Raw genomic sequence first — 21,089 nt, forward strand, 5'->3', positions numbered from 1 at the left:
CGTTCGGTCCTTTGGTGCGTGTCGTTACAGTCCGGACCGCAGTCGGTAGTACGGCCGGGAGGGGAATCGCAGGTCAACCAGGCCGACCGAGTCGACCGGCGTGTCGAGCCCGCGCCGGAAAGCTTGCAGCGTGGCCGCCTGAAGCGGCGCCTGGCCGGCGTCCGCGCCGAGGATGACGGTCCAGCCGTCTTCGGTCGTGGCGCGGAAGCCTTCGGCCGGTCCGCGCCACTCCAGCGCGCCGAACCGTTCCTGATACGCCATGGCCGCCGCGACGGTGCCGGCTCCGATGAGCGACCCGATCGCCGGCGGCTGGCCGGTGGCGTCCGTGATGCGCACGAGCCCGGCCGCCCACGCGCCGTCGGGCGGCAGCGGGATCGCCCGCCCGCCCTCGTCGATCGCCACGGCGGACGCCCCGGTCTGCCAGAGCAGCGCCGGTGCGGTCTCGACGACGCGGATCGTCACCCGGTTCGGCAGCGCCACGTCGATCGTCGCGTCCCGAATGTCGGCGAGCGCGGTGAGGCGGGCCTTTACGGTGTCGGCGTCGATCGCCAGCGCAAGCCGCCCATCGATGCCGGACTGCGCGTACACCGCGGCGCTCTTCAGGCGCTCGTTGCCGACGACGACGGCGCCGTGCACGCGGAAGCGCTGGCCGGTCCAAACGTGGACCAGCATCGCCCCGAGGAGGATGACCGAGGCCAGGCTGGCGACGCGCGACGGGTTGCCGAGGAGCGCCGCGAGCGGCGCGCCGAGGTCGGGCGTCCGGGCGCGGTGGCGGGCGCGGACGCGGGGCACCGCGCCGGCCGGGGACGGTGGTGCGGCGGCGAGCGCCTGTTTGCCGCGCCTGGCGCGCCAGATGCGGGTGACGCGGCGGCGCCGACGGCTAGACCAGAGCTTCATCGTCGTCTCCAAGCGTTTCGATCTCGAGGTCGAGCCGGATGCCGGCGCGGCGGGCGACGGCCGCCCGCGCCGCGGCGATGAGACGCCGGACGTCGCGGGCGTGCGCGCCGCCTTCGTTCACGAAGAAGTTGGCGTGCACGTGCGAGATCCGTGCCCCGCCCTCGCCGTGGCCTTTCAACCCGGCGTCCTCGATGAGCCGTCCGGCGAAGTCGCCGGGCGGATTCTGGAAGACCGAGCCGACGGACGGGGTTGTCGGCTGTGTCCGGCGGCGGTAGGCGCTGTGGGCGGCGATGCGGCTGAGGATCGCGGTCGGATCGTCCCGGCGGACGGCCAGCACGGCGCGGCGCACCAAGTGGGACGGGTCGTGCTTGAGGGCGCTGGACCGGTAGCCGAACGCCAGCCGGCCGGCGTCCCAGCGCTCGACCTCGCCGCTGCTGGCCACGACCTCGGCCCACACGACGCTGTCGGCCATCGCCCAGCCGTGCGCCCCGGCGTTCGTGACGACGGCCGCGCCGACGCTGCCCGGGATGCCGACGCCGGGCTCGATGCCGGCCCAGCCCTGCCGAGCGAGCTGGTGCGCCAGCGCCGCCAGCGTCACGCCGCCCTCGGCGACGACGCGCGCCGTCGCGGCATCGTCGCCGGGCGGTGGGCCGTCCGTTGCGCCGCGCTCGCAGCCGCCGTCGTCGGCCACGACGTGCCAGCCCTCGCAGCGGTTGATCAGCGCGACGCCCGGCAGGCCGGCGTCGGCGACGAGCACGTTCGAGCCGCGGCCGAGCACGCGCACCGGCGCGCCGAGCCGCCACGAGAGGAGCCACCAGTCCGTCAGGTCGGTGAGCGTCCGGATGCGCACCGCCACGTCGGCCGGGCCGCCGATCCGCAACGTCGTGTAGTCCGAGAGCGGGGACGTGCCGAGAAGGTCGCCGCCGAGGCCGGCGGCGCGCGCGGCGTCGGCGACGGCGGCGGCGGCGCGCCGGGCGAGGGCGCGCACCGCGGCGCGGCTGGCGCGTTGGATGTCGCCGGCGCCCATGAACAGCGCCACGTCGCCCGGCCGTGCCTCGGCCGCGACGACGTCGGCGGCCTGCGTGAGGTTGTCGACGCGCGAGGCACCGCCGTGGACGTCGTCGGACCGCTTGATCGTCCGCAGGGCGGCATCGATCGCGACCGTGCCGGCATCGCCGGCTGTCTCGCGGGCGCCGTAGACGGGCGTGAGGACGATGCGGTCGGCGGCGGCGAGCGTCGTCGCGAACGCGTCGGCCAGCAGCGCGACGCGGCTGAACGTGTGGGGTTGGAAGATCGCCCAGATGCGGCGGCCCGGGAAGCGGCTGCGCGCGGCGGAAAGCGTCGCCGTGATCTCGGTGGGATGGTGGGCGTAATCGTCTACGACGGTGATGCCGGCCACTTCGGCGATCACCTCGAACCGCCGGCCCGCCCCGCGGTAGCTGGCCACGGCGGTGCGGATTGCGTCCACGTCCACGTCGAGCGCGCGGGCCGCGGCGACGGCGGCGAGGGCATTGCCGACGTTGTGCGCGCCCGGCAGTCGCGTCGTGAACGTGCCGAGGCACTCACCGTCGCACGTGACGTCGAAGAGCTGGCGATCCGGCTGGACGCCGACGATGCGCGCCGTCCAGCGCGACCCGGCGGATGCGTCGTCGTGGCCCTCCGCGCGGACGGCATACGACTCGACGGCCGCGGATGCGGCGCCGACGACGGCGCCGATGGCGTCCGAGCCGGCGCTGACGATGACGCGGCCGTCCGAGTGGACGAGGGCGACGAACGCGCGGAACGCTTCGAGCACGTCGTCGAACGCAGGGTAGATGTCGGGGTGGTCGTGCTCGATGTTCGTGACGACGGCGACGTACGGCCGGCCGAACAGGAAGCTGCGGTCGTACTCGTCGGCCTCGTAGACCACGAGGTCGGACGTGCCGGCGGCCGCGCTGCCGCCGATGTCCGGGATGTCGCCGCCGACGAAGACGGTGGCGTCCAGGCCGGCGCTGCGGAGGATGTGGCCGACGAGACCCGTCGTCGTCGTCTTGCCGTGCGTCCCCGCGACACCGACGCCGCGGCCGGCGTCGACAAGGGCGCCGAGGAGCTGCTTGCCCTTCACGATCGGCACCCCCGCCTCGCGTGCGGCGTCGACCTCGGGATTGCCCGCCGGCAGGGCGGCCGTCACGACGAGCAAGCGGGCGTCGGCGGGCACATGCCCGGCGTCGTGGCCGGCGTGGACCGTCGCGCCCGCTTCGGCGAGCCGGGTGAGGGCGGGCGACGCGTCGCGGTCCGACCCGGAGACGCGCAGGCCCCGCGCCAATAGGACGGTCGCCAGCGCCTGCATGCCGGCACCGCCGATGCCGACGAGGTGGACGGCGTCGCCGGCGGCGAGGGCGGGGGCGCCGCAGCCGGCGGGCCAGCCGCGTGCGGGGAGCATCGGGTCCATCACCGCACCGCCTTCATCGAACGACCCGCAGGCCGATGAGGAGGATGAGGAAGCCGGCCAGCACCCAGGTCTCGAGGCGGTCGGGAATCAGGGCGAGCGGTGCGAGCTGGACCCAGTGGTCGGCCCGGGCGGTGATCGGCAGCTGGAAGCCGCCGAAGGCCGTGTTCGGGTAGCCGAGGTCGTGCGTCACCTTCCAGGCCGTCCAGACGACGAGCCAGCCGTTGAACAGCCCGATGAGCAGGTCGAAGATGAGGCCGGTCGCTGGGTTGGGCGGCCACTTGCCCTGAAAGGAAAGCGTCTGACCGGCGTAATTGATGATGACGAAGCCGGTGATGATGGCCATCATGACGAACCACTTGAACAAGTCGACGTTCGTCTGCGACGCAAGGCCGAGGCCCTTGAAGCTGTCGTAGACCAGCGTGCCGAGCGCGTCGCCGCCCAAGCTCAGCATGAGCATCATCGCGGCGTACACGATCGTCGCGCCGAGCTCGCGCGGGAACTTGCGCGCCACGCCGACGACGCCGAACGCGCCGACGAACAGGACCGCGACGTACTCGATCGGGACCATCAGTTGTACACCTTGAACCGCGGCGCGCTGCCGCCGAGCGACTTCACGCCGAAGAAGATCAACAGGACGACGACGCCGAAGAAGATCATCGGCGCGTACGGCGCCGCCGCCGCGGCGATCGTGAGGCGCGGATCGACGATGCTGATCCGTGCCCCGGGGACGATCCGCGGCAGCACGAAGTGGGCGACGAGCAGGCCCGTCAGGCCGCCGACCAGCGCGCCGACCAGGCGGTCGATGACGCGCGGCATCCGCGGCGCGCCCGGCTGGCCGCCGCCGGCAGGACGCGCTGCGATCGATCCGAACACCCGGTAACCGACGAGCAGGACGACCAGCGCGAACAGCGCGATCTGCCAGACCGCGGCATTCGCTCCCGTCGCGGGCACGATGGGCTTCATCGCGGACATGGATGCGAACACCTCCGCCGGCTCACCCGTCCCGGCGCTGACCTGGACGCCGGCGTACAACAGCTTCCACTGCTTGTTGATGACGGACGCCACCTTGGCCCAGGCCGGCCCGAACAGGAGGACCGCCATGCCGGTGACGACGATCGCCCGCGTCGCCCCCTTCACGCCGCGTGCCGCGCCGATCACGGCCAGCACCGCCATGATCACGAGGGCGTACGCGCTCAGGTCGACGCCGGTCGGCAGGGTCCCCGGCACCGCGCCCGGGTCGACCGGGCCGCCGAACGCCGGGTGCGCCAAGGCCGAGGCGGCGCCGGCCGAGAGGAGGCACAGCGCAAGGCTCGCCGCCGCCGCCAACCGCGATGCACGTGAAGTCATCATCGTCACGCCGCCCGTCCGCTCGTCATCGCCAGGATCACCTGGGCGATCGACTCTGCCGCCGCCGGTCGGTCGAGCCGCCGCGCGGCGGCCTGCATGGCGGCGCGCCGCGACGGGTCGTCGAGCAGCGCCGTGACCTCGGTCGCGAGGCGCGCACCGTCCATGTCGGCGTCCGCCACGACGACGGCCGCGCCGGCGTCGGCCAGAACGCGGGCGTTCGGCCATTGGTGGCCGCCGGAGATCGGCAGCGGCACGAGGATGGCCGGCAGGCCGCGCGCCGGGAGCTCGCCGAGGACGGCGGCGCCGGCGCGGCAGACGACGACGTCGGCGGCGGCGAGGCCGTCGGCCATCGCGTCGTCCTCGAAGTACGGCGCGAGGCGCCAGCGGGCGGCCATGTCGGCGCCGAGTCGTTCGGCGAGCGCGGCGCGGGCGGCCGTCGCCGCCGGCAGCGTCGTCGCGCCGGCGGCGTGCAGCACGACGGCGCGCGCGAGGAGCGCAGGCGCGGCGTCGGCGACGGCGTCGTTGATCCGGCGCGCACCCTGGCTGCCGCCGAAGACGAGCACGACGGCGTCGTCGGGCGCGACGGCGAGGCGGGCGCGCGCGGCGGCGCGGTCTGCGTCGCGGACGAGCGGGCGGACCGGGTAGCCGGTGACGGTTGCCCGGTCGCGGGCGCGGCGGGGCAGGGCGTCGAGCGCCGCTCCGGCCGTCACGCAGATGCGGTCGGCCAGGCGGGCGATCAGCTGCACGGCGCGGCCGGGGAAGATGTCCGGCAGGTAGACGCACAGCGGCGTGCCCGTGAGGCGGGCGGCGACGGCCAGCGGGACGCTGACGTAGCCGCCGGTGACGAAGACGGCGTCGGGCCGCTCGCGGCGGAGGTCGCGGGCTGCGGCGAGCGTGCCGCGGGCGATCGCGACGGCGCCGGCAAGGACGCCGCGCGGGCCGCGGTCGACGAGGGCGCCGGTCCGCACGGCGCGGAACGGGATGCCCGCCCGGGCCGTGAGCGTCGCCTCCATGCCGCCGGCGCGGCCATACCACATCACGGCGCTAACCCGCGAGCCCAGCGCGCCGCGCACGGTAAGCGCGGGATACACGTGACCGGCGGTTCCACCACCGGAAATCCACAAGACCATACGGCGTCACCTTTGCGGGATCGACCCGCTGCGAGATCGCCACGAGCAGCCCGACGCCCACCAGCGTCGTGGTGAGGCTGCTGCCGCCGGACGAGATGAACGGCAGCGGCACGCCGGTGAACGGAATGAGGCGCGTGACGACGGCCATGTGCACGAACGCCTGGCTGACGATCCACCACGTCACGCCGAGCGCCGCCAGCTTGGCGAACGGGTCGGGCGCGCCGCGCGCGATGCGCATGCCGCGCCACGCGACGGTGGCGAAGAGCGCGACGACGAGCAGGCAGCCGAGGACGCCGGTCTCCTCGCCGATGACGGCGAACACGGCGTCCGTGGCGCCGGTGGAGAGCGGCATGAAGTGCTTGTACTGTCCGTTGCCGAGCCCGACGCCGAACCAGCCGCCGCGGAGCACGGCGCCCTGCACCAGGTTCGGCTGCCAGTTCGCGCCGTCGGCCATGCCGCTGGCGTTCAGGAAGCCCAGGACGCGGCTGACGCGGTAGTCGGCCATGATCAGCGCCCCGGTCAGGACGACGACGGCGATCGAGCCGCTCATGAGCATCTGGTCGATCCGGGCGCCGGCCGCCACGAGCATCGCGCTGGCGATGCCGAGGACGAGGATGGCGGTCGAGAAGTTCGGTTGGAGGATGATCAGGCCGCAGACCAGGCTGACGAGGACGATGAACGGCACGAGGCCGACCGCGAACTGCCGGATCTCGTGCGGCCGCCCCGACAACCAGTCGGCGATGTAGATGACGACGACGAGCTTGGCGAGCTCGCCCGGCTGGACGGAGCCGCCGAACAGCCAGCGCGTGCTGCCGTTCACCTCCTGGCCGACGAGGAGCACCAGCACGAGGAGGCCGATCAGCCCGATGAACAGGAGCGGCGACCAGCGCTGGATGAGCCGGTAGTCGCCGATCGTGGCGACGACGCCGGCGGCGGTGATCCCGACGGCCGACCACATGAGGTGCCCCTGCAGCGCGGCGCTGTCGCTGGCGGTGAAGACGGCCAGGATGCCGATGAGCAGGAGCAGCCCGACGGCCCCGATCAGGACGCCGTCCCGCTGTCGCTTCGGCCGCGGCGGCGCGTGCATCGCGTCGTGGGGCGCGGCGGGCGACGCCGGCGCATGAATCGCCGGCCGCGTTGCCTGCACGTCGCCCGCTGCGCGCTGCGTCATCGTCACGCTGCCACCCAGGCGTCGTGGCGGGCCGCCAGTACCCATTCGGTGGCGCGGGCGCGGAACGAGGCGGTTGTGTCGCATGCGTCGCTTTCGCCGCCGTTGACGCCCTCTGCCCGCGGTGCGAGCGGCGTCCATGCCACCGCGTCGCCCACGTGCGCCAGCCGCCCGGCGGCCTGCACGGCATCCGCCATGTCCGCGCACCGGACGACGATCACGCCGCCGCCGACCTGCGCGATCGCACCGGCCAGCCGGGGTGCGGACGGCCCGAACATCACGACGTAGCGCGCCTTGCCGGCGCACGCCCGCGCCCAGCCGCCGAGGGCCGCTGGCACGTCGTGCGCGGCGACGATCGGCAGGACCATGCCGGGCCACGGGCGGAGGCGGGCCATCGCCTGCGCGCCGGTCGCGGCGAGCTCGGCCGCCAGCCACGTGACGCCGTCGCGCGTGCCGATCGTCTCGATCGTCTTGAGGCGGGGAAGGGTGGGCGCGGCCAGGGAGGTGTCGTTCACGGTCGGTCTCCGATGATTGTGGGGGATCCGCATCCCGCGTATCCCCAGCCCTGGCTGGCCTGTGGCCAGCCTGTCCCTCCCCTTGGGGGCAAGGGGACGGATGCATGCGTGCACATCGCAAAGCTTCGGTTGCCTTCGATCATCCCGACATCCCCCACGTGGCCCAGTACACGAACCCCACCGCCAGCGCACCGCCCGCGGCGCCCGCCAGCCAGAACCGCCGCGTCACGGCGGTCTCGTGCATCCCACCCAGCTCGAAGTGGTGGTGCAGCGGCGCCATCCGAAAGACGCGCTTGCCGCCGGTCCACTTGAAGTAGCCGACCTGGATGATGTCGCTGAGCACTTCCGCGACGTAGACGATGCCGATGAGCGGCAGCAGCAGCCACGTGCCGGTGGCGAGGGCGATCGTGGCGAGGGCGCCGCCGAGGGCCATGGACGTCACGTTGCCCATGAAGACTTTGGCGGGGTAGCGGTTGTGGACGAGGAAGCCGAGGCAGGCGCCGGCGACGGCGAAGCAGAGCAGAAAGTGCGAGAAATCGACGACCGACGTCATGCTCAGCGTATCGGGTCGCGCGAACTGCAATCGCAGCAAGCACAGGCCGAGCGCGGCGAAGGCGATCGCCGCAACGCCGGCGGCCAGTCCGTCGAGGCCGTCGCTTAGGTTCACACCGTTGACCATAGCGACGAGCACGATCGACGCCACCGCGAGCCACGCCAATGGTCCAAACGTCGTTCCAAGCGACGTCGGATCACGCACGATTAGCGTGAGGAGGCTCTGTGCGGTTGGGTGGGGCGAAGGCCGCAATCCCGGCATAGCCGAGTTGGTTGGCATGGCTGCCGGCATCCGCGCGAGAAGTAGGGCGACGACGAGGGCTGCGGCGAATTGCAGGGCAAGAAGACGGCGGGCGGACAGTCCGATCCCCAAGGCGCGCGCCCGTCCCTTGCGTGCCAGCCCGTGCCAGTCGTCCATGAGCCCGATCGCTCCGAACAGCAGCGTCGCGCCGGCCGTCGCGGCCAACGCCCACGCCATCGTGATAGCTGCCGCGCGGGCGCTCTTGGTGACCTCGTACGAATAGTCCCCGAACGCGAAGAACCGACTCAGGAGCCACGTTCCGAAGGCGGCCGCGGCGCCGATGCCGAGGAGTATCCCCAGGACGAGCACAATGCCGCCCATCGTCGGCGTCCCGGCCTTCGATCCGTGGCTCGGCCCATCCTCGCGAATGGCCTTTCCGAGTTGGCGCTGTGCCAACCACTTCGTGAGGGGCCTGGTTGCGATGGCGGTCACAGCGAACGCACTCAGCGCGAACAGAGCCCCAATACCCACGATGAAGACGACTTCAGTCATCACTCGTCGCCCCCCGTCTTGTCCCCAACCACCCCCAACGCCCCCGCCACCACCTCCGCCACCTCGGCGAAGATCGGCGCCGCCACCCGGCTGCCGCGCTCACCGACTGGCCGGTCGAGCTTCACGAGGATGACGGCCCGCGGCTTGGAGACCGGAAAGAAACCACAGAAGCTGGCGATCAGGTCGTCCTCGCCGTTGCCGTCGCTGTCGAACAACTCCGATGTGCCGGTCTTGCCGCCGGACGTGTGGTGGGCCATCTCGGCGCCCGTCGCGGTCTCGGCGACGACGCTCTCGAGCATCGTGCGCATCGTGCGGGCGGTGGCGGCGGAGATCACTTGGGCCACCGGGATGGGCGCCACGTCCTGCGGCGGTGCCCCGTCCGCGCGCAGCTGGCGCACGACGCGCGGCGTCATTCGCACCCCGTCGTTTGCGATGGTTGCCATCGCCACCGCCATCTGGAGCGGCGTGACGTCCAGACCCTGGCCGAACGCGTTGTAGGCGAAGTTGCTGCCCACCCAGCCCTCGGCGCCCGGCTGGACGATCATGCCCGGCGCTTCGCCCGCGACGTCGATGCCCGTCGGCCGGCCGAGGCCGAACGCGTCGAGCGCGCGGTAGAAGCGGGCGCTGCCGAGCGTGTCGGCCACATGGACGGCGCCGACGTTCAACGAGAGCTGCAGCATCTGCCACATCGTCGCCGCGCCGTGGGCCGTGTAGTCCTGGTTGGGAATCGTCACCCCCTGGTAGAAGACCGTGGCCGTGTCGTCGTACGTGGAGTTGGGCGACAGGATCCCGCCGTCGATCGCCGCGGCAAGGCTCAGCGGCTTCAGCACGCTGCCGGGCGGGTAGTAGGCGCCGACGGCCGGGTCGATGTAGCGGTTCACGTCGGCCGCGGCGAAGTTGTTCGGGTCGTAGGCCGGGTAGCTGACGGATGCCAGCACGTCGCCGGTCGACGGTTCGAGGACGATGACGGTCCCGCCCGTGGCGTCCTGCGTTCCGATGTGGGCCGCCAGGATCCGCCACACCGCCAGCTGGATGTCGCGGTCGATCGTCAGCACCAGGTCCGTGCCCTCGCGCGGCGGGACGTACGCCCGCGGGTCCGTGCCGAACGGGCCGGGCGTGTGGCCCTTGACCCCGGTCAGCTGGGCGTTGTACGCCGCCTCGATCCCGTACTCGCCGTTGCCGTTCGAGTCCACGAAGCCCGTCACGTGGCCCGCCGCCTCGCCCAGCGCGTAGTGCCGGCTGGCGAGCGGCCGGATGAAGACGGCCTCTGGCGGCGCGAGGGCCTTGACGGCGTCCGCCGCCTCCCGCTGGGCGTAGCTGAACACCGTCACCCACTTTACGGCCGGCTCGTCGAGCTGCTGACGGACGAAGTCCGCCCGCGCGCCCAGATGCGGCGTCGCCGCGGCCAGGAAGCCCGCCGGGTCCGGCAGCTTGGCCTTCTCGAGGATCACCTCGTAGCGGTCGTAGCTCTCGGTGGCCACCAAGCGCCCCCGCCGGTCCCATATCGCGCCGCGCTGCGGCAGCACTTCCGTCGAGGGCTCCCAGGCAGCGCCCGCCGCCGACGCCGGCCGGGCGCTCAGCCAGACCACGCGGCCGGCGACGAGCGCCATCGCGCCGAAGAGCGCGAGCCCGAGCCACGGCAGCCGCGGGTAGTCCACGCGGCCCCTCACGGGCTCGGCTCCAGCGCCTGCCAGAACGAGAGCGGGATCGCTGAGAGCGAGGGCTCGTCCGCGGCGGCGGGCGGCACTTCGGCCGGCGGGACGATGAGTTCGAGCGGGCTGCGGCGTCCGGGCTCGGCCAGCGCCGCCGACCCGGCCGGCGCCGCGGCCGCCGTGACGACGACGACCTCGACCGCGGCCTCCTCGACCGGCACGAAGCCGAGGCCGCGCGCCCGGTCCGCCAGGCCGCCGGGGTCCGTCGCCTGCGCCAGGGCGACACGGGCCGCAGCGCGCTGCATGAGCAGCGCTTCACGGCGCTCGAGGAGGTGGGCGATCGCCCGCCCGGTGTCCGCCACGGAGTTCGCCTGGCGGACCCAGAGCAGGCCCGCCATCGTGAAGCCGAGGACCGCGACGAGGACCGTCGGGGCGAGGGCGGCGACGGGCGGGCGCCGGTCGAGGTAGGGGGACGCGTCCGGGCGCGGCATCGCAGCCGTACGGCGGTGCACGGCCTCGCGCGGACCGCCGCCGTGCGACGGCAGCTGGCCCGGATCGACGCCGCGCGCGCCGACGCGCCGCGCGATCACGCCGCCACCTCGGCCAGGCGCTCGGCGACGCGGAGCTTGGCGCTGCGGGCGCGCGGGTTCGCGCGGCACTCGTCCTCGGTGGGCGTCACGGGGTGGCGCGTCACGAGGCGGACCGTTGGGCGGCCGCCGCATACGCACAGCGGCATCTCGGGCGGGCACGTGCAGCCGGTGGCGGCGGCCTTGAAGGCGCGCTTGATGATCCGGTCCTCGAGCGAGTGGAAGCTGATCACCGCCAGACGCCCGCCGGTCGCGAGCCGCCCGAAGGCCTGCGGCACGGCGCGCTCCACCGCAGACAGCTCGTCGTTCACCGCGATCCGGAGTGCCTGGAACGTGCGCGTGGCCGGATGGACCGGTCGCCGACCCCGCTCGGGGCGGACGACCCGCGCCACGACGTCGGCCAGCGCGCGCGTCGAGCGGAGGGGGCGGGCGGCCACGATCGCGCGGGCGATCCGTCGGCTCGCTCGTTCCTCGCCGTAGCGCCAGATGACGTCGGCCAGGTCGGCCTCGGCGGCGTCGTTCACCCAGTCGGCGGCGGTCATGTCGGCGTCGGGGCCGAGCCGCATGTCGAGCGGGCCGTCGGATTGAAACGACAGGCCGCGTGCCGGATCGTCGAGTTGGTCGGACGAGATGCCGAGATCGAACAGGATGCCGTTGCACGGCGGCCAGGCGTTCGCGTCGGCGACGGCGTCGAGGTCGGCGATGTTTCCTTCGGCCAAAACGAGTCGGTCGCCGTACGCGGCCAGCCGTTCGGCGGCCCGCGCGAGCGCCAGCGGGTCGCGGTCGATGCCGAGCAGCCGGCCGTCGGGCGCGGTGCGCATCAGCAGCGCCTCGGCGTGGCCGCCGCCGCCCAGCGTGCCGTCCAACCAGTGGCCGCCGGGCGCCGGAGCCAACAGCTCGAGGATCTCGGCGAGGAGGACCGGGGCGTGGCGCGTCGTCATCGCGTCGGCTCTGCGTCGCCGCGCATCGCCGCCAGATCGGCGGCGGCCATGATCTCCGCCACCTGGCCGATCACGTCGACGGCCTGCTTCTGCCAGAGCTCGGCGCTCCAGAGTTCGAGCCGGTGGCCCATGCCGAGCGCGGCGACGGCGGAGTTGGGCTTGAGGCCGCAGTGGTCGCGCAGCGGCGCCGGGATCATCGCCCGCCCCTGGCGATCCGGTGTCTCGGCGAAGCCCGTGCGCAGGAATCGGACCGCGTCCACCGCGCCGGCGCCGGCGGTGAGGTGCGCCAGGAGCGCCGCCCGTTGCGCCGGCCACTCGTCCAAAGGGAACAGCCAGAGGCACTTGCCCGACAGGCCGCGGATCATGTGCAGACCGGCCTCGAACGGCTCGCGGAAGGGCTTCGGGATGATCACCCGGCCCTTGTCGTCGATGCTGCACCGTAGCTCGCCGTCCAGATCCCAGGCAGACACGGGGTTTCCTTCCCACTCGGCTCGCAATCATCGAGGTAAACGAGATGCGTTTCATCCACAATTCACCACGATTCTCCACACCGGTGGATCTTACCATAACGCATGGCCGGTCCACAACCCACCTTGACCAACTTTTAAGGTTTAGTTGTCCACAGGCCCGGCGAAGGATGTCGGCCACCGTGCGCCTCTGTCGAGGCTGGCGCCGACGTGTCGCCCAAGTGTCGCGAGGGCGTTGACAGCATGGAGCGGATGCGTATACTTGCGATGGACTAGAATGCATGTTCTATGCCTCTCTGGTCATGTGATCGAACCGTCACCCACGAACCCTGAACGATCTGGAGGAAGTCATGTACCAACGCACTGTCGTCGTGGGCAATCTCGGCCGGGATCCCGAGATGCGCTACACCGCCAACGGCACCCCTGTCTGCAACTTCACCGTGGCCACCAACCGGAAGTGGACGGACCAGGACGGCTCATCCCAGGAAGAGACCACCTGGTTCCGCGTCAGCGTCTTCGGCCGCCAGGCCGAAATCTGCAACCAGTACCTGGCCAAGGGCCGGCTGGTCCTGTGCGAGGGCGAGATCCGCACGAGCACCTACACGGACCAGAACGGCGCCGAGCGCAACGGCTGGGAGCTCCGGGCGAACATCGTCAAGTTCCTCGGCGGCACCGGTGACCGCGGACCGGCCGGTGCGTTCGACGACGCCGGCGCCGGCCACGGCGAGAGCCACATGGCCGAGGACGACATCCCGTTCTAAGCGTGCCGAGGATGAAGCACCCGGCCGCACCGCGTGCGGCGCGGCCGGGTGCGACGCCGTCAGCCGGGCGCGGACATGCAATGGCCGTGCCACGCGGGGCACGGCCTTCGCTGTTCGCCGAAGCGCGGGTGGATGGTCGAAGTTGACAGAGGTGGGAGGGCAGAGCCCGGTTCGCCGGGCGGGCGGGCCAACGGCTTCCCGGCACGCGAAGGTGCGGCGGCGCACGGGAATATCCGCACGGGGCTACGGGTTCGTACGCACGGCGTGGGTGACAGGGCGGACCGTCGCGACGTGGTGGGCGTCAGGGCGCAGCGCGGCGTGACCACGCGCCGGCCAACCATGACACCTTGGCCATCGTCACATCGTGCGGTAGGGACACGGCGTGCCGTGCCCACCCGTCGGTTATCGCGATGCGGATGCAAAGGGCACGGCGTGCCGTGCCCCTACCGCGCTACGGGGTTTGGAAGACCTGGATCCGGCCGTTCTGCTGATCGACGACGTAGAGCTGGCCGGCGCTGAAGGCCAGTCCGGTCGGCGTGTTGAACTGCGTCGGTCCGGCGCCAAGCTTGCCGAGGTCGCTCACCCAACCGTTCGCGTCGAAGACTTGGATGTAGTGCGAGGCCGCTTCGCTGGCGTACAGTCGGCCCACATCGTCCAGCGCCAGACCGGCGATGCGGAAGAGCGTCTCGTCCTTGTAGCCATGGGCAAAGCTCTTCTCGTACGCGCCGTCCGCACCGAACACCTGGATGGCGTAGCTGTCGCCGACGCCGACGTACACCCGCCCGTCCGGACCGACGGCCAGCGCGCGCGGCTGCGAGAACTGGCCGCGGCCGCCGCCCTTCTCGCCGATCGTCCGAAGGTGGCGCCCGCCGGCATCGAAGACCTCGATGCGGCCGTTCACGGCGTCGGCCACATACAGGTTCCCGTCGCCGTCGAGCGCCAGTGCCGCCGGCTGCGTGAGCTGGCCGGGAGACGTACCGGCCTCGCCGACGGTGCCGATCGCGGCGCCCGCCGCATCGAAGACACGCACCGGCGGCGTCCGTTCGGCCACGTACAGCCGTGCGCCGTCGGGCGCGACGGCCACGCCCTCCACCGAGACGAGCTCGCCGGCGGCCACGCGCCGCACGAAGGCGCCGCTGCCATCGAACACCTGCACCCCGACGGAGTCGGCGATGTACACGTTGCCCGTGGCGTCGACGGCGATGCCGGTCGGCAATTGGAGCTGGCCGTCGCCGTTGCCGAAGCCGCCGAAGCTGCGCACGTACGTCGGTACCTTGCCCGTCGCGCGCTGCGTGCCGAGGGCGTCCGGCGGGGAGAGCGTCGGTCCGGAGCTGCTCTCGATTGTGACGGCCGCCGTTGCGCCGGGCGGTGCGGTCGAGCCGTCCGGCGCGACGGCAGGCGGCGTGCCGACCGGCGTGTCGTTGGGCGTGCAGCCGGCCATCACTCCGAGGGACAGCAGCGCGGCGGCGGCCAAACTGCGCGCCGTGCGGCGCGTGCAGCGCAGGATCGTGGTTGCGGGCATCAGGTAAGTCCCCTATCGGTTCGTCGGTGGGGGGCGGACGGGCGATTATAGGCCGCGCCCGTCCTAACGACGCGCCGCAGCTGCTCCGATGCGCCCGTGCGTTGCGTACGGCAGGTAGACGACGAAACGCGTCGGCCGCGTCGCCGTCGCCGACGGGGCGGCGGTGGCGGTGTGGATCGGCGTGGCGGTGGGCGGGACCGTCGGCGTCGGCTCGTCTGTCGGCGTTGCGGTGGCGGACGGCAATGGGGTGGGCGTCGGGGTAGGGGGTGATGCGCGGAAGAAGTGGATGCCGGCGTTCTCCGTCCCGACCCACATCCCCCCTCGAACGGCATCGAACGCCAACGCGGTGACGGACTTGACGCCGAGCACGTCGGGCGACGGCGCGAGGGCGAGCCAGCTGCGGCCGTCGAAGATCCGGATCCCGCCCTGCGCCTTGTCGACCGTGTCGAAGCCGACGACGGCGTGCTCCGTGGCCGCGTGGCCGCGCGTCGTGCCTGCCCAGAGCCGTCCCTGGTCGTCCGTCGCCAGCGCGTCCACCCAGCCCTCGCCCTTGAAGCGTGTCGCGTGCCAGCGACCGCCGTCCCAACGGTTGACGACGGCGTCCGTGAACGGCCAGACGGCGGCGATCGTGTCCCGTGTGACGTCGATGTCGTACGTCCCCGCCCAGACCTCACCGCTGGCCGACACGACGACGCTGCGCACGTCGCCCGTCACCAGCGGGTCGCGCCCGAAGCTCGAGCCGTGGTAGCTGTCGAGGCCGTCGCGGCCGCCCGTCCACCCGCCGAAGGTCCGGTCGACGGCGCGGGTCACGCCGCCGCCGACGCGCGACTCCGTTTCGGGATCGAGGTGATGGCTCGCGGCGGCCCATATCCCGTTCGGGCCGGCGGCCAGGTCGAGGACGGTGTTGCCGACGAGCGCCCGGCTCGTGCTGTCGTAGGTGTGATCCTCCCATCCCTTCGTCCGCGGGTCGTAGATCGCGATGCCGTTGCCGCGGCTCGTCGTGCCGCTGGCGCCGGGGCCGTCCGGAGAGGCGCCAAGCCCGATCCACAGCCGCCCGTCCGGTGCGACGAGCACGCTGCCGACATCGTTGTCCGGCAGTTCGGACGAGCCGTGACGCAGCGGCGGCTGCCATTGCAGCGTGCGCACGTCCAGGGCGCTCACGCCGCCGTCGACCCAGGCGCTGCCGTCGTACGTCGACTTCGTGCTGGCGACCCACAGTGTGTCCGTGCCGACCGCGAGGTCCGTGATCGCGTCGCCCGCCAGCCGACCGCCGGTGGTGGCGCGCGTCTGCCGCGTCCACGTCCGGCCGTCATAGTGGAGCAGCCCGTGGCCGCGCGTCCCGGCCCAGAGTCCGCCGTGGCCGTCGATGGCCAACGCCGTGACATCGTTCGTCGCCGGTGTTCCGCCGGCCGTCGACAGGACGCGCGCCGGCCCGCCGTCCCGTGTCGCGATCCCGCTGCCGTCGCCCGACCCGTCGTTCGACATGCCGTCGGCGGCAAACCAAACGCGGCCGGCGGCGCCGGCAATCGCCGTGATCGCGGGCGCGCCCGCGGCGGCGGCGGCGGTCGTCCAGCGCGCACCGTCCCAGCGCGACGTGCCGACGGCACCGCTCTCGTCCGCGCAGGCGGCCCAGAGCTGGGTGCCGACGGCGGACAGCGCGGTGATGCTCTTGCCGCACAGCCCGTTCTGGGGCCGGTGCCAGTACCAGTCCTCGCCGTCGAACCGATAGAGGCCGCGCAGCCACGTGCCGGCCCAGAGGGACCCGTCCCGCGGGTCGGCGGCCAGCGTCGTGATCTGCTCGGTCTGCGGCCCGTTGTTCGGGTTCCCGCCCGGTCCGACGGACGTGACGTGATGCCACGCCCGTTCCCCCGGGTCGTAGTACGACATGGCGGCCCGATCCTCGTCCACCCGGTCGCGGCCGTGGGCGAACCAGATCCGGCCGCGGCCGTCGATCAGGCTGGCGATCGCACCGCTGGCGCCGGGGCCCTTCTTGCCGGCGCGAGAGAAGCGCGTGAACGTGTCGCGCGGGGCGACCGTGAAACGATTGTCGCCGGGCGCCATGCGGGCGATGCCGGCGTCGCCGCTGGCCCATACCGTCCCGTCCGGCTGGACGACGACGGTCCGCACGACGTCCGACGGCAGGCCGTCGGCCACGTGCCAGCTGGGCCACACCGCGCCGTCGGCACGCACGACGCCGCCGGCGGTGGCGAGCCAGGCGGTGCCGGCCGGGTCGAACGCGATGTCGTACACGCGGTTGGACGGCAGGCCGGCCTGCGCCGGCGCCGCGAACTGCGCAAACGTCCCGGCCAACGCGTCCCAGACCACGACCCCGGCGCCCGCCGTGCCGGCCCACAGCCGGTTCGCGTCGCGCGGGTCGGCCTGCAGCGTCAGCACCTCGTCCCCGCTGGCGAACGTGCGCCACGCGGCCGGGTCGGCCGGGTGGTGGAGTGGCGGGAGCGCCGGGATGCCGGAGATCTGCGCCGCGGCGGGGCGGGCGGCGGCAAGCAGCGCGCCGGCGGCCACGATGACGCCGGCGACGGCGCGGCGGATGCCGTCGGGCACGCCGGCCCGACCGATCCCGGTCGGGCGACGGCGGCCTTGCGCACAACTGGATGTCGAACGGGTCACGACGAGCGAGCCATCGGGGGGGATGGGCGTCAAGGGTGGTTACGTCCTTCGAGGTGGCCGAACGGGGGAAGGGGGCCAGATCGAACGGTGCGGATCGGATCGGTCGACATGCGAAGTCGGTGGCCGGGCGAACCGGCAATTAAGACGGAGGGGGTGAGAGCGGGGTTACGACGGGCGAGCCCGGACGCATGACGGTGCAGCGCCCAGGCGGATGGGCGTTCGTTGCCGCGCCGTGGATCATGGCCGCACGTTCAGGCGGTATGCCTATGCCTTACGGATAGCACAACTGCACGCGCGCCAGCCGCAGCTGCGTGCCGTCATCGCTCGCGTAGGCCCATCCCACGTCGCCGTTCGGGTAGTTCTCGAAGTCGTCGTGGGCGCCGACGGCGGCCGGCACGCTGACCGGCGCCTCGCGCGGTTCGGCACGGGTGCTGAAGACCGAGAGCTTGAGCTGATCGCCCTCGTTCCAGCCGACGAGGAGATGCTCGCCGTAGTTGGCCATGTGCGGGGCGACCTCGTCGACGGCGGCGCTGTTCGTGAACCAATACGGGTCGCTGATCTCCTCGGCATCGCCATATACCCGCACGAGGCCGATGTCGTACGACTTGCGGCCCTCCTTGGACTGGAAGTTCAGGGCGAAGCCGTCGTCTTCACCGCGGCCCTCGATCGTGACGAGCCCGCCGAGCGCCGCGTCGCTGTGGCCGTTGCCGTCCCCGCTCGGCTCGCTCTTCAGCGTCGGGCCGTGGCGGTAGACGATCGCTTTGGCCGGGAAGCTGTCGGAAAGGCAGACCGGGCCGACGATGTCTTGCCGGCGGTTGTAGCGCAGCCGGACGTCGAGGCTGTGGCTGCAGCCCCAGTCCCACTGCGGGTAGTCCCGCGCCTTCTCGGTCTCGGGCAGGACGCGCTTGCCGTCGCCGTCGAACAGCCACATGAGATCGCCCTGGTGGACGCCGCCCGAGCCGAAGTTCTGGGTGTGGCCGATGTACGCGGCGAAGACCTCGCCCGTCCAGCGCAGACGGCTCTCGTGCGTCCAGTCCGGGCGCGCCCACTTCTTGCCGCTGCCCGTGCCGCCGTCCCCGACGACGACGGTCTTCCACGGCACGGTCCCATCCGTCTTGAATCGGACGAGGAGCATCTGGGTGTTGTTCCGCACGAGGGCCGCCCCGCCGTCGGCGCCGACGGCCGCCAGCCCGTGGACGCTGTCACCCTGCACCTTGACGTCGTCGTGCTCCCGCCGGCCGAGCGATGTCACGAACGAGAAGTGGATCTGACCGTCCGTGTCCGGCCACGCCACGATCGTCCGGCCGAGGTCGACCGGCGCGGCGAGGACCGGCATGCTGGTGAAGTACGTCGCTCGGCGATTCACCTCGTACTCGCCGATATCGATCGGGCGGGTCGAGACACGGGTGTCGAGCGGGCCGCGGCACGGGCCCGGCTGTCCCGGGATCGCGGTCGGGGACGGGACGGCCGTCGGCTCGGACGTGTTCGTCGGCTCAGGGGTGTTGGTGGGCGGCGGTGCGGTCTGCGCGGCCGGGATATCGCGCCGCAGCGCCTGTCGCATGACGAGGGACAAGTAGATCCGCTCGACGCGCGGCGGCGGGGCGAACTGCGCGACGTTGGCTGCCCGGACGGCGTCGAACGGCGCCGCCGGGCCTGTCGCGATCGCACCGAGCGCCGCGACGAAGGCGCCGCACGCCACGCGCCGCCATCCGTGCCGTCCGTTCGGCTGTCCACCGTGCGCTGCTGTCTGTCGGGTGCGACCCATCATCAGATGCTCTCCTCGAACCTGTGACCGTGCGCTGCAGTGCGGCGTATGGCGACACAATATGGCAGAGGACGGGGCGCCTGACAAGGTGCGTTTCGCCGTGCCCTCGCATCGGCGTTGCCCGACGATCTCAGCCCCGCGTCAAGCTCCGATACCGGATCCGATGCGGCGTGTCGGCGGCCGTTCCGAGGCGCCGACGCCGATCGGCCTCGTAATCCTGGAAGTTGCCCTCGAACCAGCGCACGACGCTGTCGCCCTCGAACGCCAGGATGTGCGTCGCCACGCGGTCCAGGAACCAGCGGTCGTGGCTGACGATCACGGCGCACCCGGCGAACTGCTCGATCGCCTCCTCGAGCGCCCGGAGCGTGTTGAGGTCGAGGTCGTTCGTCGGCTCGTCCAAGAGCAGGACGTTGGCGCCCGATCGCAGCATCCGGGCCAGGTTCACGCGGTTGCGCTCGCCGCCGGACAGCACGCCGACCTTCTTCTGTTGGTCCGAGCCCATGAAGTTGAAGCCCGATACGTATCCGCGTGAGTTCACGGTCCGCGGGCCGAGCTGCAGGAACTCGTCGCCTTCGGTGATCGCCTGCCAGACGGTCTCGTCGGCGGCCAACTGGGCGCGCGACTGGTCGACGTATGCCAGTTTGACGGTCTCGCCGACGGTCACCGTCCCGGCGTCGGGCACGTCCTCACCGGTGATCATCTCGAGCATCGTCGTCTTGCCGGCGCCGTTCGGGCCGATGACGCCGACGATGCAGCCCGGTGGGATCATGAACGACAGGTTCTCGAAGAGCAGCTTGTCGCCGAACGCCTTCGTGACGCCGTCGAACGTGATCACGACGTCGCCCAGCCGCGGGCCGGGCGGGATGTAGATCTCGAGGTCGGTCCGCTCGCGCTCGCCCTCCTCGCCGAGCATCCGCTCGTAGGCCGTGACCCGCGCCTTCCCCTTGGCGTGCCGCGCCTTGGGCGCCATTCGGATCCACTCGAGCTCGCGCGCCAGCGTCTGCTGCCGCCGCGAGTCGGCCTTGGCTTCGTTCGCCAGCCGCGCCTGCTTCTGCTCCAGCCACGACGTGTAGTTGCCACGCCACGGGATGCCGTGGCCGCGGTCGAGCTCGAGGATCCACTGCGCGACGTTGTCCAGGAAGTAGCGGTCGTGCGTCACCGCGATGACGGTGCCCTTGTACTGCTGCAGGTGCCGCTCGAGCCACTGGACGCTTTCGGCGTCGAGGTGGTTCGTCGGCTCGTCCAGGAGGAGGATGTCCGGCTCGGTGAGGAGCAGTCGGCACAGCGCGACGCGGCGGCGCTCGCCGCCGGAGAGGACGCGGATGGGCGTTTCGGGCGGTGGGCAGCGCAGCGCATCCATCGCGTGCTCGAGACGGCCGGCCAGGCTCCAGCCGTCGACGGCCTCGATCCGCTGCCCGAGCTTGGCCTGCGTCTCGATGAGCGCGTCCATCTCGTCGCCCGACAGATCTTCGGCGAAGCGCCCGGAGAGCACGTCGTACTCGGCCATCAGATCGATGACGGGCTGCACGGCTTCCTCGACGACCTGGCGAACGGTCTTGTCATCGTCGAGGGACGGCTCCTGATGCAGCATCCCGCGCGTCACGCCTTTGTCGATGATGATCTGCCCGGTGAAGCCGTCGTCCTCGCCGGCCATGATGCGCAGCAGGCTGCTCTTGCCGGCGCCGTTCAGGCCGAGGACGCCGATCTTGGCGCCGTAGTAGAACGAGAGCGAGATGTCGCGCAGGACGTGGCGGTCCGGCGGATGGAAGCGGCCGACGCCGATCATGGAAAAGAGAATCTGTTGGTTGTCGGACATCGTGTGGACCTCAAGCGGGGCAACGGCACGGGCACGCCGGCGATTCGTGTAGTCATTGCCTATCGAACGGCGGCGCGAGCCGTTATCCTATGGGTTCGCCGAACCGATGGGAAGGAT

General features: G+C 72.2%; 17 protein-coding genes. 1 reads left to right on the plus strand and 16 read right to left on the minus strand.

What is annotated here, in order from left to right; translation table 11 throughout:
* Positions 1 to 24: 24 nt before the first annotated feature.
* The 12 genes from IPG72_05260 to IPG72_05315 form a co-directional block, all read right to left on the minus strand.
* Positions 25 to 897 (minus strand): FtsQ-type POTRA domain-containing protein, encoded by an 873-nt coding sequence (locus tag IPG72_05260; protein ID MBK6768431.1) that lies wholly within the window; start codon positions 895 to 897, stop codon positions 25 to 27.
* Positions 881 to 3,328 carry a UDP-N-acetylmuramate--L-alanine ligase gene (murC, locus tag IPG72_05265; GenBank protein ID MBK6768432.1) on the minus strand — a complete coding sequence of 816 codons (2,448 nt, stop codon included), beginning with the start codon at positions 3,326 to 3,328 and terminating at the stop codon, positions 881 to 883. Before murC ends, IPG72_05260 begins: the two co-directional genes overlap by 17 nt.
* 13 nt (positions 3,329 to 3,341) lie before the next feature.
* Complete coding sequence (locus IPG72_05270) at positions 3,342 to 3,896, minus strand: hypothetical protein (GenBank protein ID MBK6768433.1); 555 nt, start codon at positions 3,894 to 3,896, stop codon at positions 3,342 to 3,344.
* Positions 3,896 to 4,678 carry a hypothetical protein gene (locus tag IPG72_05275; protein ID MBK6768434.1) on the minus strand — a complete coding sequence of 261 codons (783 nt, stop codon included), beginning with the start codon at positions 4,676 to 4,678 and terminating at the stop codon, positions 3,896 to 3,898. The genes IPG72_05270 and IPG72_05275 overlap by 1 nt, the downstream gene beginning before the upstream one ends.
* Before the next feature lie 2 nt (positions 4,679 to 4,680).
* A complete protein-coding gene (locus IPG72_05280) occupies positions 4,681 to 5,766 on the minus strand; it encodes a UDP-N-acetylglucosamine--N-acetylmuramyl-(pentapeptide) pyrophosphoryl-undecaprenol N-acetylglucosamine transferase (GenBank protein MBK6768435.1) in 1,086 nt (361 codons plus the stop codon).
* Complete coding sequence (locus IPG72_05285; protein ID MBK6768436.1) at positions 5,720 to 6,976, minus strand: cell division protein FtsW; 1,257 nt, start codon at positions 6,974 to 6,976, stop codon at positions 5,720 to 5,722. Before IPG72_05285 ends, IPG72_05280 begins: the two co-directional genes overlap by 47 nt.
* A 2-nt stretch (positions 6,977 to 6,978) precedes the next feature.
* A complete protein-coding gene (locus tag IPG72_05290) occupies positions 6,979 to 7,488 on the minus strand; it encodes a hypothetical protein (GenBank protein ID MBK6768437.1) in 510 nt (169 codons plus the stop codon).
* A 139-nt stretch (positions 7,489 to 7,627) separates the two neighbouring features.
* Positions 7,628 to 8,737 (minus strand): phospho-N-acetylmuramoyl-pentapeptide-transferase, encoded by a 1,110-nt coding sequence (locus IPG72_05295; protein ID MBK6768438.1) that lies wholly within the window; start codon positions 8,735 to 8,737, stop codon positions 7,628 to 7,630.
* A gap of 95 nt (positions 8,738 to 8,832) precedes the next feature.
* A complete protein-coding gene (locus tag IPG72_05300) occupies positions 8,833 to 10,503 on the minus strand; it encodes a penicillin-binding protein 2 (protein MBK6768439.1) in 1,671 nt (556 codons plus the stop codon).
* Positions 10,500 to 11,075 carry a hypothetical protein gene (locus IPG72_05305; GenBank protein ID MBK6768440.1) on the minus strand — a complete coding sequence of 192 codons (576 nt, stop codon included), beginning with the start codon at positions 11,073 to 11,075 and terminating at the stop codon, positions 10,500 to 10,502. The genes IPG72_05300 and IPG72_05305 overlap by 4 nt, the downstream gene beginning before the upstream one ends.
* Entirely contained in the window at positions 11,072 to 12,013 is a 942-nt protein-coding gene (gene rsmH, locus IPG72_05310; protein MBK6768441.1) for a 16S rRNA (cytosine(1402)-N(4))-methyltransferase RsmH, read from the minus strand. Before rsmH ends, IPG72_05305 begins: the two co-directional genes overlap by 4 nt.
* A complete protein-coding gene (locus tag IPG72_05315) occupies positions 12,010 to 12,483 on the minus strand; it encodes a cell division/cell wall cluster transcriptional repressor MraZ (GenBank protein MBK6768442.1) in 474 nt (157 codons plus the stop codon). The genes rsmH and IPG72_05315 overlap by 4 nt, the downstream gene beginning before the upstream one ends.
* A gap of 347 nt (positions 12,484 to 12,830) precedes the next feature.
* Here IPG72_05315 and ssb point away from each other — a divergent pair, with 347 nt between their 5' ends.
* Complete coding sequence (ssb, locus tag IPG72_05320; protein MBK6768443.1) at positions 12,831 to 13,241, plus strand: single-stranded DNA-binding protein; 411 nt, start codon at positions 12,831 to 12,833, stop codon at positions 13,239 to 13,241.
* A 451-nt stretch (positions 13,242 to 13,692) separates the two neighbouring features.
* On the opposite strand, the gene IPG72_05325 is transcribed toward ssb, so the two are convergent.
* The 4 genes from IPG72_05325 to ettA form a co-directional block, all read right to left on the minus strand.
* Entirely contained in the window at positions 13,693 to 14,763 is a 1,071-nt protein-coding gene (locus IPG72_05325) for an NHL repeat-containing protein (protein ID MBK6768444.1), read from the minus strand.
* A gap of 63 nt (positions 14,764 to 14,826) precedes the next feature.
* Positions 14,827 to 17,424, minus strand: a complete 2,598-nt coding sequence (locus tag IPG72_05330; protein MBK6768445.1) for a hypothetical protein — start codon at positions 17,422 to 17,424, stop codon at positions 14,827 to 14,829.
* 238 nt (positions 17,425 to 17,662) lie between these two features.
* Complete coding sequence (locus IPG72_05335; GenBank protein ID MBK6768446.1) at positions 17,663 to 19,159, minus strand: hypothetical protein; 1,497 nt, start codon at positions 19,157 to 19,159, stop codon at positions 17,663 to 17,665.
* 127 nt (positions 19,160 to 19,286) lie between these two features.
* Positions 19,287 to 20,972, minus strand: coding sequence for an energy-dependent translational throttle protein EttA (gene ettA, locus IPG72_05340; protein ID MBK6768447.1), 1,686 nt, complete (start codon positions 20,970 to 20,972; stop codon positions 19,287 to 19,289).
* Positions 20,973 to 21,089: the final 117 nt, after the last annotated feature.

This window comes from Candidatus Avedoeria danica, from assembly GCA_016703025.1.
In the GTDB taxonomy this organism is placed as follows: Bacteria; Chloroflexota; Anaerolineae; order Epilineales; family Epilineaceae; genus Avedoeria; species Avedoeria danica.